The following is a 15003-nucleotide window of genomic DNA, read 5'->3' as shown; positions in this document are numbered from 1 at the left end:
GATCTCCCCAGGAGCGCCGCCAGCGATGCCCGAGCAGACGACCGTCGAGAGCATTCACCCGCTGTCCCCGCTGCAGCAGGGCATGTTGTTCCACGCCCTCTACTCCCCGCACGACGACGTCTACGTCGAGCAGTTCAGCTGCCGCTTCGACGGGCCGCTGGACGTGCCGGCGTTCCGCGCCGCCTGGACGGGCGTCGTGGCTCGGCATCCAGCGTTGCGCACGTCGTTCCACTCCCTCGAAGGCGAGCAGCCGGTGCAGGCGGTGCACCGCGCCTTCGAGCTGCCGTGGACCGAACACGACTGGCGGACCGTCGAACTCGCTCCGGACCGCCTGCCTGAGTTCCTCGCCGCGGACCGGGCGGCGGGCATCGACCCGGCCGCGCCGCCGCTCCACCGGTTCTCGCTGCTGCGGGTGGCCGACGAGGCGTACGTGTTCGTGTGGACGCACCACCACCTGCTCCTGGACGGCTGGTCCATGCCGCTGGTGCTGAGCGAATTGGCCGCGAGGTACGCGGCGCTGCGCCGCGGCGAGGACGCCGACCTCCCGCCGGTGCGGCCCTATCAGGACTACCTGACCTGGCTGGCCGAGCAGAATCAGGCGAAAACCGAGGAGTTCTGGCGCACTCGCCTCAGCGGGTTCGCCACCGCCACCCCGTTGCCGCTGCGCGCCGCGGAAGCGGTGCCGGCTCAAGGATTTCTCTCCGTCGAAGAAGTGTTTTCCGAGGAGTCGACGGCGAAGCGGATCGCAACCGCACAGGCCGGCGGGCTCACCATCGGCACCGTCGTACAAGCAGCGTGGTCCTTGGTGCTCGCCCGGTTCAGCGGCGTCTCGGACGTCGTGCACGGCGCCACGACTTCCGGTCGTCCGCCGGAACTGCCGGGCGTGGAAGACATCGTGGGCATGTTCATCAACACGCTTCCCGTACGCACCCGGGTCGAGGGCCGGCGGCCGGTCCTGGAATGGCTGCGCGAAACACAGGCGGACTTCGCCGCCGCACGCGGGCACGAGCACATCTCCCTGGTGCGTGCGCAAGGCTGCAGCGATGTGCCGCGCGGCGAGCCGCTGTTCGACAGCCTCGTCGTGGTCGAGAACTTCCCGATCACCGCCGCGGCGGACAACGCTTTCGACGGCGTCGCGGTCACCTCGGTCCAGGCCACCGAACAGACCAGCTACCCGCTGACGGTCGTTGCGCTGCCGGGGCGTTCGTTGCGGTTGCGGCTGCTGTGCGACCGGCGCTGGTACACCGAAGAGACCGCCCGCGCGGTCGTCGGCGCGCTGCGCGCCGCGGTGACGGGCCTCCTCGAAAACCTGGACCGATGCGTGAACGACGTGCCGATCATGTCCGACGACGCAGCAGCGGCACTGGTCCGGAAGTGGAACGCAACCCGCGACGACTACCCGCGCGACCACAGCGTGCCCGCTCTGGTCGCGGAACAAACTGCACGCACCCCCGACGCCGTAGCGGTCGTGCACGGCGAACAGCACCTCACCTACCGCGCGCTGGCCGCCCGCGTCGCCCGCCTGACTGGCGCGTTGCGCGCGCTGGGCGTCACGCCGGGTTCCTGCGTGGGCGTCTTTCTCGAGCGCTCCCCCGAACTGATCACCGCATTGCTCGGCACTCTCCGTGCCGGTGCGGCGTACGTCCCGCTCGCTCCTTCCTACCCGGCACAGCGCCTGGCGTTCATGGCTGAGGACAGCGGAACCTCCGTCGTTCTCACCGTAAAAGCGTTGCAGCACAACGTTCCAGACGGAGTGCGCACCCTGCTCCTGGACGATCCCCGAACCTGGCCGACCGGCGACGAAGCGGCGGTCACGGCAACCGCGAATGCGCCCGCGTACGTGATGTACACGTCCGGTTCCACCGGAACTCCCAAGGGCGTCACAGTCCCCCACCGGGCGATCGTCCGGCTCGTCCGCGACACCGATTACGTTTCGCTGCGAGCCGACGACCGGATCGCCTTCGCGGCTACCACCGCCTTCGACGCGGCGACCTTCGAGCTGTGGGGAGCCTTGCTGTCCGGTGCCGCAGCGGTGGTCGTGGCGAAACAGCAGGCACTGGACCCGGTCGGCTACGCGGCGCTGATCCGCGAGCAGGCGATCACGACGCTGTTCATGACCACCGCGTTGTTCAACCAGTTCGCCGCAGGCGCGCCGGACGCGTTCGCGCCGATGCGCCAGGTGCTTTTCGGCGGTGAGGCCGTAGATCCGGCCGCCGTCCGCACGGTGCTCGCCGCTGGCGCGCCGCGGCGCCTCCTGCACGTCTACGGCCCGACCGAGAGCACCACCTTCGCGACCTGGCACGTGGTCGACGCCGTGGGCGATCAGGACCGCACAGTGCCGATCGGCACTGCGATCGCCAACACCACCGCGTACGTGCTCGACCGTGCGGCTCGGCCGGTGCCGGCAGGCGCGGCCGGCGAACTGTGCCTCGGCGGAGACGGCCTGGCGCACGGCTACCGCGGTCACCCTGCACAGACCGCGGACCGTTTCCTGCCGGATCCGTTCGGGCCGCCGGGAAGCCGGCTCTACCGCACCGGCGACTTGGTCCGCACCCACGCCGACGGCGCGATCGTCTTCCTCGGCCGCACCGATCACCAGGTCAAGCTGCGCGGCTTCCGGATCGAACTGGACGAGGTGGCCGCCGCCCTGCGCGCAGCCGACTCGGTCGCCGACGCAGCAGTCCTGCTCCGCGAGGACGTCCCCGGCAATCCGCAGCTCGTCGCGTATGTGACCGGAGCCCCGCCGCTGGCCGAACTGCGCGCCCACTGCGCCCGCACGATGCCCGACCACATGATCCCCGCCGTGTTCGTGCCGATGCCGAGCCTTCCCTTGACGGACAACGGAAAGCTGGACCGCAAGGCCCTCCCCGCACCCGAGTGCCGCGCCGACGACCCCGACCCCGGCTATGTCGCGCCGCGTCCGGGCACCGAGGAACTGGTCGCCGAACTGTGGGCGCACGTACTGCACGTCGACCGGGTGAGCCGGGACGCCAATTTCTTCGATCTCGGCGGACATTCGCTGACCGCGACTCAGTTGCAGACCCGGCTGCGCCGCGCGTTTGCCGCGGACGTGCCGCTCCGCGCCATCTTCACGGCCGCCGACCTCGCCGGTCTCTCCGCTGAAATCGACGCGCTGCGCCGCGACCAGGCCGTCGCGTCGGAGCCTCCGCGCCCGGTCGACCGAACCACGCCGTTGCCGCTGTCATTCCCCCAGCGGCGGCTGTGGTTCCTCGAACAGTGGGAACCGGGCACCGCGCTCTACCACATTTCCGGCGCGCTTCGGCTGCGCGGGAGACTCGACGTGCCCGCGCTGCGCGCTGCCTGGCAGGCCGTCGTCGACCGGCACGAAGTACTGCGCACCCACGTGTCCGCGACGTCAGCGGACGACCCCCGGCAGACCGTGGCCTCGCGGATGCCCGCCGCTATCCCCGTGGTCGACCTGACCGCCGCAGAAGCGCGGGAAGTCGTGCGAGCCGTGCTCGAAACGCCGTTCCGACTCACCGAGGGCCCGTTGTGGCGGCTGATGCTGGTCCGCACGAGCCCGGAGGAGCACATCTTCGCGCTCTGTCTGCACCATCTGATCGCCGACGGCGAGTCCATCGGCTTGCTCCTGCACGAACTCGGCGCGCAGTACCGGGCGCGCGGCCGCGCGGATCTGCCCGCGCTGCCCGTGCAGTACGGCGATTACGCGGCATGGCAGCACCGCACCCTTACCGACGACCGGCTCGCCGCGGACCTCTCCTACTGGCGCAAGACGCTCAGCGGGCTCCCGTCCGTCACCCTTCCCACGGACCGGCCGCGCTCGGCCGACGCCGGTGCCGAGGCCGCCCGCTGCGCCGTCGCGCTTCCGTCCGAAGTGGACGGAAGGCTCGGCGCGCTCTGCCGGCAGGCGGGCGTGACCCGGTTCATGGCGCTGTACGCGGTCTTCGCCGCCGCGCTGGCCCAGACTCGCGACCTCTCCGAGGTCGTGGTCGGCACCCCGACCGCCAACCGCGACCACCAGGAGCTGGAGGGACTGATCGGGTTCTTCGTGAACACCCTGGTGCTGCGGCTGGACCTCGGCGGCGACCCGGCGTTCCGGGACCTGCTCGGACGCACCCGGGAAACCTGCCTCGGCGCCTACGCGCACCAGGCGGTCCCGTTCGAGCGCCTCGTGACCGAACTGGCCCCGGACCGCGCCGCCGGCCGCCTGCCGCTGTTCCAGACCTGGTTCGTCGTGCAGGACGCGCCGGCCGCGGCCGAGGCGTTCCCCGGCATCGAGGTGTCGCCGGCAGGCGACCCGGACCGGCTCGCGCGTTACGACCTGCGGCTCGACGTGCAGCGGTCCGGCGGCGAAACGCGCGCGGTGTTCGAGTACAAGGCCGCCCTGTTCGAACCGGCGGCGATCGCGCGGCTGGCCCGCCGGTTCGTCAGCGTGCTCGAACTGGTCACCACCGACCCGGAGATCCGGTTGTCGGCGGTGACCCGCCGGCTGGCCGAGTCCGAAGACCGGCTGCGCCGCGAACGCAAGAACGGGATGAGCCTCGCCGGGCTGCACCGGCTCAAGAACACCCGGCGCGCGGACGCCCCGGAGCGCAGGGGCCGCGCATGAGCGCGACAACCGGTCCGGTACCGCGCCCGAACCTCGGCCCCGTGCCCGGTGAAAGCCGCGTTCGCCGCCGTCCCGCCCCCAGCCCTGCCCAGGGGCCCGTACAGAAGAGGGTGCACTAGTGACCGCCACCGAGGGCTACCCGCTCTCCCCTCAACAACGCCGCCTGTGGGAACTTCAGCGCAGCGGCCCGTCGCCCTACCGCAGCTGGTGTGCGCTCCGGCTGGCGGCGGGCACGACCGCCGAACAGGTCGCCGCGGCGCTGGCCGAAGCGGCGGCGCGGCACGAGATTCTCCGCACCGAGTTCCGGCGCCCGGCGGAGGCGTCCATCCCGCTGCAGGTCATCGCCGACACCGCGGACCGCCCGGAGGTGCCCGTGCACGATCTGCGCTCGGTGCCCGCCAACACGCGGGACGAGGCATACGCCGCAGTGAAAGCCGCGTTCACCGGGACACTCGGCACCGGCGCACTCAATGCTGCCCTGGTCCTGCTGACCGACGACGCCCGCCTGCTGCTGCGGCTGCCCGCCCTCTGCGCGGACGAGGCATCGGTGCGAGTGCTCGCACAGGAAATCAGCGACCGGCTCATCGGCGCCGGTGCGGGGACAGAACCGTTGCAGTACGCGGATTTTGCCCCGTGGCAGGACGAACTGCTCACCGCATCGGAGTTCGACCTCGAACGGGAGTATTGGCAGCAGCGGCTCGTCGCGGCGGATCTGCCCTTCGCCCGCACGTCCAGCGCGGGCTTCGCCCCGGCCGCGTTCTCCGTCGACCTCGGCTCGTCGCTGGGCGAGGCGGGCCCCGCCGTCGCGCTGGCCAGCTGGCATTTGCTGCTGCGCACGCTGACGGGGCAGGACGAGCTGGCGATCGGCGTGCGGCTGCCGAACCGGGTGGCGGACGAGATGGCCGGTGCGATCGGCCCGTACGAGAAGTACGCGCCGTCGCTCGCCCGGCCGCAGGCCGGCGAAACCGTCGCCGGATTCGTCGCGAAGGTCGCGGGCGAACTGGCCGAAATGGCGGATTGGCAAAGCTATTTCGACCAGACCCGGTGGGCCGCCGGACTCGACCGGACCGGCGCGATCGCGGCGGGCTTCGACTGGCGCCGCGGCGAATCCGGCGTGCTCGAAGAGGCCGAAGCGATCACCGAACGGTTCACCGTCCGGCTGTCCGGTCGCGAATACGACGACCGGACCCGGCTGTCCGTCTGGTTCGACTCTTCCATCGTCGACGCCGCCGACATGCCGGTCCTCGCCGAGCAGTACGTCGCGGTCCTGCGCTCGGTCCGCAGCGACGGCGCACAAGCCGCACTCGCCGTGCGCGTGCCAGCCGCCGGGCCGGCGCCGGCCCGGCAGGCTGACCCGGCACCGCCGGTCCACCGCCGGTTCGAAACGCACGCCCAGCGCGATCCCGGCGGCATCGCGGTGCGCTGCCTGGACGAATCGGTCACCCGGGCGGAACTCGACGCGCGCGCCGACCGGCTGGCGCGCAGGCTGCTGGCCGCGGGAGCCCGGCCCGATACGCCGGTCGGGCTGTGCCTGGACCGTACCGTCGACCTGGTCGTCGCGGTGCTGGGCATCCTGAAGAGCGGTGCGGCGTACCTGCCGCTCGACCCGGCCGTACCGCTGGCCCGCCGGCGCGCCATGCTGGACCAGGCCGGTGCCCGGGTGGTCGTCGCCTCCGCCGGGCAGACCGGTCTCGCCGGTCCGGACCGGGCACTCGTCACCCCGAACGGTGCTGAAGCACCGGCCGTCGCACTGCCCGCCGCCGGGAATGCCGATGCCCGGCTCGCATACGTGATCTTCACCTCCGGCTCCACCGGTGCCCCCAAAGGCGTCGCGGTGAGCCACGCCAACCTCGCCGCCTACGTCGACGACGTGACCGCTCGCCTCGGCCTGTCCGGCAGCGCGAGCTACGCCATGCTGTCCACGCCGGCCGCCGACCTGGGCAACACCATGCTCTTCGCCGCCCTCAGCACCGGCGGCACGCTGGACCTGCTGCCGGCCGAGCACACAGCTGACCCCGCGCGCCTCGTCACGCATCTGCGCAAGCATCCGGTCGACTGCGCGAAGATCGTGCCGTCGCATCTGCGCGCGCTCCTCGACGCACCCGACGCGGCCGCGGTGCTGCCCACGCGGTGTCTGGTGCTCGGGGGCGAGGCGGCCGACTGGCAGCTCATTGCCGACGTACGCCGTCTCGCGCCGGACTGCCGCATCCTCAACCACTACGGTCCGACCGAGACTACGGTCGGCGTGCTCACGCACGAGCTGCACCCGGACGATTCGCGGGCGTTCCGCACCGTCCCGCTGGGCACCGCGCTGCCGCACAGCCGGGCCGAGATCCTGGACGAACGGCTCGAGCAGGTCCCTTCCTGGGTCGCGGGCGAGATCCATCTCGGCGGCGCCGGCGTGGCCCGCGGCTACCTGGGCCGTCCGGGTCTGACCGCGGACCGCTTCGTGCCGGACCCGTTCGGGCCGCCTGGCGCGCGCATGTACCGCACGGGCGACCGCGGCCGCATGCTTGGCGGCGGAATCACCGAATTCCTCGGCCGCGCCGACGAGCAGCTGAAACTCCGCGGGTACCGGGTGGAACCCGCGGAGATCCAAGCCGTGCTGTGCACCCATCCCGCGGTCCGCCAGGCCGTCGTGACGCTCCGGGAGGAAAGTTCGACGCTGGCCGCGTACGTGGTCGCCCCCGGCGCCGAACCCGGGCAGCTGCGCGAGCACTGCGCCGAGCACCTGCCCGACTACATGGTGCCTGGCGCGATCCTGGCGATCGAGGCGATCCCGTTGACCGCCAACGGGAAAATCGACCACAGCGCATTGCCCGCCGCCGGGCCCGGCGCGGTCGCCTACCAGCCGCCGCGCACCCCGGCCGAGGCGACGTTGGCCGAGATCTGGCAGCAGGTGCTCCGCATCCAGCGGGTCGGCCGCGACGACAACTTCTTCGCGTTGGGCGGCGATTCGATCCTGGGCATCCAGGTCATGTCGCGCGCAGCCAAGGCGGGCCTCGCGGTCACCCCGAAACTGCTGTTCCAGCATCCGACTGTCGGCGAACTGGCCGGCGTGGCCACCGCGGCGGACGGCAGCGCGACCGGCGCGGAGCAGGGCCCGGTCACCGGGGCGGTGAAGCCCACGCCGATCCAGCGCCGCTTCCTCGCGCAGCGGCTGCCCGCCCGCCACCACTACAACCAGGAAGTCCTGGTGGCGCTGAAACAGCCGCTCGATCCGGAACCGCTGCGGATCGCGCTGCGTGCCCTGATCGACCACCACGACGCTCTGCGCGTCCGGGTCCGAGGCGACGAACTCGACCTCGCCGGACCGCTGCCCGCCTCCGCCGATCCGCTCGTCACCGTCCGACTGGCCGACCTGCCCGCGGCCGATCGGCGCAGTGCGTTCGAGAAGGCCGCCGAGCACACCCAACGCTCGCTCGATCTCGCCTCCGGCTGCGTGTTCCGGGCCCTTCTGGGCGATCTCGGCGACGACGGGCACCGGCTGCTGCTGGTCGCGCACCATCTCGGCGTCGACGGAGTGTCGTGGCGCGTCCTGATCGCGGACCTGGTCGCCGCGTATCAGCAAGCAGCGGCCGGGACTGCGGTGCAACTGCCGCCGAAGACCGTCTCCTACCGTGCCTGGGCGGAGCGGCTCGCCGAAGAGGAAGACCGCCACACCGCGGAAATCCCCTTCTGGACGGACCTCCTCTCCGGCCAGTCCGCGCCGCCGCGCTCCGGTGAGAACACCTATGGCGTTTCCGAGACCGTCACCGTGACTGCGGACGAGGACACCACTCGCGATCTCGTGCGTTCGGCTGGCGCTACCTCGGTCCCCGCGCTGCTCCTGGCCGCGCTGGGCCAGACGCTCACCGAGTGGTCCGGCGCGCCGCGGATCGTCGTCGACGTCGAAAGCCACGGCCGGGACGCACTGGCCGACGACCTCGACGTGTCCCGGACCGTCGGATGGTTCACCGCCATCCACCCGGTGGCGCTCGACGCTGGAGCCACCGCACGATCGGTCAAGCAGTCTCTCGCCGAAATACCCGCCAACGGCGTCGGATACGGCCTGCTGCGGTACGGAACCGACCCTGCGGCCGCGGCGCTGCGGGCCATGCCCGAACCGTGGGTCCGGCTCAACTACCACGGCCAACTCGTCGCCGACCCGGCCGCCGACGCCCTGTTCGACACCGCCCCGGAGAACCCTGGCCCGTCCGCGGACCCGGCCGGCGTCCGGCCGTACCTGCTGGACCTCACCGCCGCGGTCGCCGGAGGCCGCCTCCGAGTGGACTGGACGTATTGCCCGGCCGTGCACGCGCCGGACACTGTGCGGACACTGGCCGAGGCGTTTCTGAGCCGCGTGCGCGAGGAGGTCTCGCACGGCGGCGCAGGCTGGACGCCCGCCGATTTCCCGCTGGCCCGGCTGGACCAGGGCGCGCTCGACGCCATCGCCGGCCTGCTGGACGAACTCGGCTGACCGGACGCGGCGGCCGCTGCCGGAGCGGCCGCCGCGTCCGGGCGCTCATGCCGACCTGGGCGAGCCCGCCGGGTCCTCGCCGAATCCGGCAGCCAGCCGGTACACCCGTTCCGGCGCGCCGACTTTCCCGTAGCGGCACGACACCTGCAACGAGCCGATCTGCGCCAGGTAGCGCACGTAACGCCGAGCCGTGACCACGCTCATCCCGGTCGAATCCGCGATGTCCGCGGCCGACACCTCGCCGTCGGGCGCGCTGCGCGCCACGTCGATGACGCGATCCACGGTGATCGCCGATATGCCGTTCGGCGGATCGATGCCCGGATCGATGCTCATTGTCCCCAGCTCCTCGTCGCTCGCGTCGCGAGGTCGATCGAAGGGCGCCGCGCGTCCCCGCGCCCGGTCGCCGACCATCGATTGGCTGCACGCCACCACATCCGGCGGACCGCCCAGATTCCGCCGGAGCAGGCGCCTGCACCCCCAGACCCCCTGATCGCATACGATCCTACGCCGCGAATATAAACGGCCGTCAACCCCGCAAACGCAGTCTGCTCCGCCTGGAATACGCGAAGCGGCCGAGCGCGGAGCCGAGAAAGCGCGCCTGCCACCGCATTCGCGCAGATCCCCCGGCGAGTCCGCGCCAACGGAATTCGGCCGCATCGTTCGCGAAATGCAGAACAAAAGCAAGAAGACGGTAAACTACACTCGGTGATACCGACCAGATCGGACATAAGACGATCGGAACACGGAGAACTTGAGCACCAGGAATTGCCCGCTTCGTCGGTGAAATCCCTTTCGTACGGTCGTTTTGCCGCACGCTGCCCTCGCGCCCTCGGCAGCACTCGGCACTGCCCGCCGAGCGTTGATCTCCTCCGGTGAACACTGGACGACACCGCCGGAAACACCGGAGAAAGACACGCGCGATGCGCCGAGCGCGATCAATAAGCCCGGACCAATCAGTCAACCGGACCGGCGATACGGGATGCCCCAACAACGCACTGGTCCCGTTTTACGCCGATCGTTCGAAATGGTCATTGCTTGACCATCCGGCAAACGGCGCAATGATTATGACCCGATTAATCCGGCCCGCTTCGGCGAACCGTCGCCGGGTGCGAACCACCCCGAACCCGATCGGGCCGCGGTGACCAGAACAGCGTTGCCGCTCGGGCGATAACCGCATCTGTGCACGTACTCTGCTCCGATGTTCGGCGGATGCCGGAAAAGCACCGCGGTCTCGAACGGCGTTCAGTGTCCGCGCCCGCCAGGTCACGTTCGAGCCGCGTTGTCGCAGATGCACCAGCCACGCCTCGACCGCGCTGCGGGACACGGTCGTGCAACTGTGGTGTTGCCTTAAAATTTCGCGCCGACTGGTGCAGGCGCCAAAGGCGGTCTTCGGCCGGCTGCGTGGCGACGGGGATCACCCGTGCCACACCCGTCCGGAGCATCGCCGGGCCACATCCGGTCCACCAACACGCGGCGCGGGCGAACGTTCCGTGCAGCGAGCCGATCCTGTGGCCTTCCTCGCCCGGCCGTAGTCCCCGCGCCCAGTACCGCCCCCCGAGTGCCGGAGGCCAGCAGTCCGCATCGAAACGTCGGCGGACCGAGACCTGGACCTTCGGCGCGTGCTGCCGGTCAAACGCGCGGTACGCAAGGCGGAGAAGCTCGATCCTGGCGACGTCGCTCAGGTGACCGTGACGGTGCTCGATCTCTGATTTCGGCGGAGCCTGGCTTGATCACTGCGGCGAGCCGTGGAGCGTTGGCCGGGCCGGAAACGGGAGCACGAACTGCAGAGGATGTCCCGCATGGACTCGTGTCGAGCCACGCGGTGCGACGCCCTCGGCCAGGTGCCCGGCTCGGTCTCGGGCGCGCTGACGGCGTTCTCGACAGACCCGCGAGCCGGGCGCGGGTGGGCCAGGTTCAATTGCTCCACGCGGGGCTGTCGTTAGGCGGGTAGGGAGAACTCGAAGCGCCCTTCACCCATTCGTCCACGTCCTGCCGGTCCCAAGCGAGCAGGATCTCGGCGTTGCGGATGCAGAGGCCGTAGTCGAGATTCCCGAACAGGCGGCTGACCGTCAGGTGCTGGTTGAGCTGCTGGTAACCCTTGCCTGTCTGGTATTCCATCTGCACCGTCGTCTGCAGCCGCCCGAGGCGGAGGTTTCCGTTCACCACCGTCAGGACTCCCTGGTGCACGTTGCTGTTCTTCTCCTGCAACCCCTTGTTCTCCACCGCCAGCTGGCCGATCTTCTTGATGGAATTGACGATGCCGGTGAGCGTGTCCGGGGTGACCAGTCCGCCTACCAGCTGGGTCACCGCCGAAATGACCGGCGACAGGGAAAGCGACGAGATGGACACGCTGCGGCTGTCTCCGGTGATGCCGGTGAGGAACGGCATGGTGGTGAACTGGTTTCCGAAGACGATCCACCGGAAGAGATCGAATATCGTCGACGACTGGTCGAAACGAGCAGAATCCGCGGTCTTGCGCATGATCGTGGCGGCCACCGACTGCCACGAACCGAAGGGGGCCAGCGGTCCCAGGCTGGGCAAGCCGGTGTTGTCTCCGCCGCAGGCGTTGCCGACTCCTGCTTCCTGGTTGAGGTCGCGGCTGTCGCAGCCCAGCACGTCCGGCCTGCCCTCCGCCCACACGGCGATCTCGAACGCTTCCCGCCGCGACTGCTCGTCGCTTGAAGTGCCCACGGCCGGCTCACGACGCTCGCGCGGCGTACTGCTCGCGCGAATCGCAGATCAGGCGCTCAATGTCGTGCACCGTCCGTACCTGCGGGATCGCCTCGAAGCCCAGGTTGACCCGGAAGCCGAGCTCGACCGCGCCCACCAGGCTGAGGACCTTCACCGAGTCGACCCCGGGCAGCTCTGCCACCGTCGTGGTGTCGTCGAGCTCCGCGCCGCCGAGTTCCAGCTTTTCGCGGATCAGGGTGTACAGCTGTTCTCGCTCTCGAGGGGGTAGACGGGTGTCCATGGTTGCTCCTCCCAAAGGGGTGCTCAATGCGCTTCGGAAAGCGCGCCGCGGTGGAGAAATCCCTGCAGATACTGCTGTCGTGTCGTGTTTCGCCGGACCTTGCCGCTGGACGTCTTGGGCAGTTCCCCTGGCGGCACCAGGAGGACGTCGGCCACGGGCAGGGACAGCGTCGTCTGGACGCGGCCGCGGACCCGCCTCGCCACTGCGGCGGCGTCGCCGTCGCGGAGTTCGGCGACGATCACGACCTCCTCGGTCGCCCGGCCGGGCCGGGTGAAGGCGACGACGTTGCCCTTGCGCAGGCCGGGCACCTCGGCCGCGGTCCATTCCACGGTCTGGGGGTCGTGGTTGCGCCCGTTGACGATGAGCAGGTCCTTCTTCCGGCTCGTCACGTAGAGGATGCCGTCTGCCAGGTAGCCGCAATCCCCCGTGCGCAGGCCGCGCGGTGTGAAGCTTCGCCGGGTCGCTTCCGGGTCCTCGTGATATCCCGCCGCCACGCTCGGTCCCTGGAAGACCACCTCGCCGATGTGCCGTTCCGGCAGCGGATTCCCGTCGTCGTCCACGATGAGGACGCGATGGCCCGCGACGGGACGTCCGCACGGCACGAACGCCACGTGCTCTTCGGAGGCTGAGGCCGGTCGCGCCAGGCTGTGTGCGTGGTAGGGCTCCGTTTGGATGACGTCTGGGGCGAGCGGGACTCCGAGCTCGCCGAACGAGATCGCGAGCGTCGCCTCTGCCATGCCGTAACACGGGACGACCGCCCCCGGACGCAGTCCGGCCGTCGCGAAGTGCGTCGCGAAGGACCGTAGTGTCTCGGGGTGGTTGGGTTCTGCGCCGCAGCCCACGACTCTCAGACAGGACAGATCCAGTTGCCGCAACTCGTCGGCCGGGGTGTGCTTGATCGCCAACGCCAGGCCGAAGTTCGGCGCGAAGGTCACGGTCGCGCGGTGACGGCTCACCGTTTCCAGCCAGAGCCTCGGCGAGAGCGCGAAGCGCAGCGTCGGCAGGAAGGTCACCGGGCAGCGCGCCAGCAGCGGTGCCAGCACGAAACCGACCAGCCCCATGTCGTGGTACATCGGCAGCCAGCTCACGCCCCGGTCGCGGCCGCGGTCGAGGCGAAGGGCGCCGATGATGGCCGCGCAGTTGGCGAGCGCGCTGGCGTGCGTGACCCGTACGCCCTTGGGGGCCGCCGTGCTTCCCGAGGTGAACTGCAGGAACATCACGTCCTCGGGAAGGATGTCCTCGGACTGGGGCGCGTTGCGCGGCAAGGGTTCGGCGAAGAGGTCCTCCGGATCGAGGACCTGCATGCCGGCCACAGCGTGCACGAGCGGGTTCAGCAGGTCTGCCAGGCTGCGGGGAATCAGGAGGGCGCGTGCTCCCGCGGCGCGGAGGATGTGCGCGGAGTCCTCGCAGTACGCCTCGAACTTGCCGAGGCCCATCGGCGGGCTCATCGGGACCGGGACGACGCCGACCGAGACCGCGCCCAGGAAAGCGAGGACGAATTCCTGCTGCTCGGGAACGATGAGCGCGACGCGGTCTCCCTTGCGCAGGCCGCTCCGGAGCAGCTGCCGCCCGCGGCGCAGAGCTTCCCGCGACAGCTCTGCCCAGCTCGCGAAGCGCTCGTGGGCGAAGGTGAAGCCCCCGTCCGGATGGCCGAGATTGTCGGCGAGGACTTGGGCGAAGGTCGAGACCGTTCGGCGCTCGGGAGGCCGCGGTTGCGGGAACACCATGGGACCTGCCTGGGGTCAGGGGCTCCCGGGGCCGCGACCCCGGGAGCCCGCGGAACACGGGACGAACCGGCTCAGTGCTTCCAGGCGGGGCTCTCGTTGGGCGGTTTCGAGGAGCTGGCGGTGTCCTTCTCCCAGTCGTCCACGTCCTGGCCGTCCCACTTGAGCAGCGTGTCGGCGTGGCGCTTGCACTTCTCGAAATCGAGGACGCCGTAGCCGCGGTAGACGTAAATAGTCTGATTCAGCTGCTCGTACCCCTTGCCCGATTTGTACTCCATCTCCACCGCGGTCCGGACGGCTCCGAGGTACAGCGAGCTTTGATGCCGTGACAGGACCCCGACCTGCTGGTTGGAGTTCTTCTGTTTTCTCCCCTCGTTCTCGAGCGCGAGCTGGCCGATCTTCTGGATGGTGGTCACGATGCCTTGGAAGTTCTCCGGCGTCATGATGTTCTCGACCAGGTCCGACACCGCTTCGACGGCCTTTTTCAGCGACGTCTTGCTGATGGACGCGTCACGGTTGTCGAAGGTGTAGGTGAGGAAGAACGGAATCGTGGAGAATTTCTGCAGGAAAACGCTCCACGCGACCGGGTCGAATTTCTCGCTCCCCGGGTTGAAGCCGCTGAGCGTCACCGCCCGGTGCACGATGGTGCTGCCGACCGACTCCCACGAACCGAACTTCGACAGCGGACCCAGGTCGGGCAGCAGGCTGTTGTCCCCCGCCGCCTTGTTGCCCACGCCCTGGGCGTTGCTGTCCGCGTCGAAATCCTGCAGCGCGGACCTCGCGGCGGCCTCCAGTTCGGGATACGACGTCTGCCACAGCGCGATCTCCAGGGCCTCCCGGCCCAGGTGCGACTGGCTGATCTCGGTCATGACTGCTCCTTGTCCACGGGTGACGGATGAAATGTTCGCGGCGCGGAATCGCGGAAAACGCAGGGAGGAATATTCCACTGGAACGGCAGGTGCGAACCGGCGAGAATCCAGTGCAATAAACGTGCTGCCAACAGTCGGAGCGGGCGGATGTGCCACCGCGAACGCGGGCGCAGTGGTCTATTCCATGACAGCACCTCTCCGCGATTTTCGATCCGCCCGCGCCTCAGCGCCGCGAGGAAACATGCTCCGCCTCCGGGAGAGGCCGGCGAAAGGCCATTGCCACGAATGCCAGGAAAAACATCCGTCCGAGTGCTCGCCGACTACCGGGCATCGCGTCGCCCGGCTTCCCTTTCCCTGGCCGGAATTCATCAGATCGAGCCCCTCGCGGG

At 70.0% G+C, this 15003-nt stretch carries 8 protein-coding genes; 3 read left to right on the top strand and 5 right to left on the bottom strand.

From position 1 onward, the window contains the following. The first annotated feature begins 25 nt into the window (after positions 1-25). Together EIZ44_RS09040 and EIZ44_RS09035 are read left to right on the top strand one after the other, a co-directional pair. A complete protein-coding gene (locus tag EIZ44_RS09040; protein ID WP_167754055.1) occupies positions 26-4591 on the top strand; it encodes a non-ribosomal peptide synthetase in 4566 nt (1521 codons plus the stop codon). Positions 4592-4709: 118 nt separating this feature from the next. Next, on the top strand, positions 4710-9050 hold the full coding sequence (locus tag EIZ44_RS09035) for a non-ribosomal peptide synthetase (RefSeq protein ID WP_134728254.1): 4341 nt from the start codon (positions 4710-4712) through the stop codon (positions 9048-9050). A gap of 45 nt (positions 9051-9095) precedes the next feature. Here EIZ44_RS09035 and EIZ44_RS09030 read toward each other — a convergent pair whose 3' ends face one another. Then, entirely contained in the window at positions 9096-9383 is a 288-nt protein-coding gene (locus EIZ44_RS09030; RefSeq protein ID WP_134662803.1) for a response regulator, read from the bottom strand. 1247 nt (positions 9384-10630) lie between these two features. Here EIZ44_RS09030 and EIZ44_RS09025 point away from each other — a divergent pair. Continuing rightward, positions 10631-10759, top strand: a complete 129-nt coding sequence (locus EIZ44_RS09025) for a DUF1905 domain-containing protein (RefSeq protein ID WP_205673097.1) — start codon at positions 10631-10633, stop codon at positions 10757-10759. Between the two features lie 205 nt (positions 10760-10964). Here EIZ44_RS09025 and EIZ44_RS09020 read toward each other — a convergent pair whose 3' ends face one another. From EIZ44_RS09020 to EIZ44_RS09005, 4 genes are all read right to left on the bottom strand, one after another. Further along, positions 10965-11741: a hypothetical protein gene (locus EIZ44_RS09020; RefSeq protein WP_134728253.1), complete on the bottom strand. Its 777-nt coding sequence runs from the start codon at positions 11739-11741 to the stop codon at positions 10965-10967. 7 nt (positions 11742-11748) lie between these two features. Next, entirely contained in the window at positions 11749-12021 is a 273-nt protein-coding gene (locus EIZ44_RS09015; protein WP_134728252.1) for an acyl carrier protein, read from the bottom strand. Positions 12022-12044: 23 nt separating this feature from the next. Continuing rightward, positions 12045-13748: a fatty acyl-AMP ligase gene (locus EIZ44_RS09010; protein WP_134728251.1), complete on the bottom strand. Its 1704-nt coding sequence runs from the start codon at positions 13746-13748 to the stop codon at positions 12045-12047. Between the two features lie 71 nt (positions 13749-13819). Further along, a complete protein-coding gene (locus EIZ44_RS09005; RefSeq protein ID WP_037806263.1) occupies positions 13820-14614 on the bottom strand; it encodes a hypothetical protein in 795 nt (264 codons plus the stop codon). Positions 14615-15003 lie beyond the last annotated feature (389 nt).

The sequence above is a fragment of the Amycolatopsis nivea genome (assembly GCF_004522235.1).
GTDB lineage: Bacteria > Actinomycetota > Actinomycetes > Mycobacteriales > Pseudonocardiaceae > Amycolatopsis > Amycolatopsis nivea.
This window is presented reverse-complemented; position numbering and strand designations above follow the sequence as displayed.

Excerpts from the sequence above, each read along its gene's own strand:
- EIZ44_RS09040 (WP_167754055.1), top strand. The coding sequence starts at position 26 with ATGCCCGAGCAGACGACCGTCGAGAGCATTCACCCGCTGTCCCCGCTG.
- EIZ44_RS09030 (WP_134662803.1), bottom strand. The coding sequence starts at position 9,383 with ATGAGCATCGATCCGGGCATCGATCCGCCGAACGGCATATCGGCGATC.
- EIZ44_RS09015 (WP_134728252.1), bottom strand. The coding sequence starts at position 12,021 with ATGGACACCCGTCTACCCCCTCGAGAGCGAGAACAGCTGTACACCCTG.
- EIZ44_RS09010 (WP_134728251.1), bottom strand. The coding sequence starts at position 13,748 with ATGGTGTTCCCGCAACCGCGGCCTCCCGAGCGCCGAACGGTCTCGACC.
- EIZ44_RS09005 (WP_037806263.1), bottom strand. The coding sequence starts at position 14,614 with ATGACCGAGATCAGCCAGTCGCACCTGGGCCGGGAGGCCCTGGAGATC.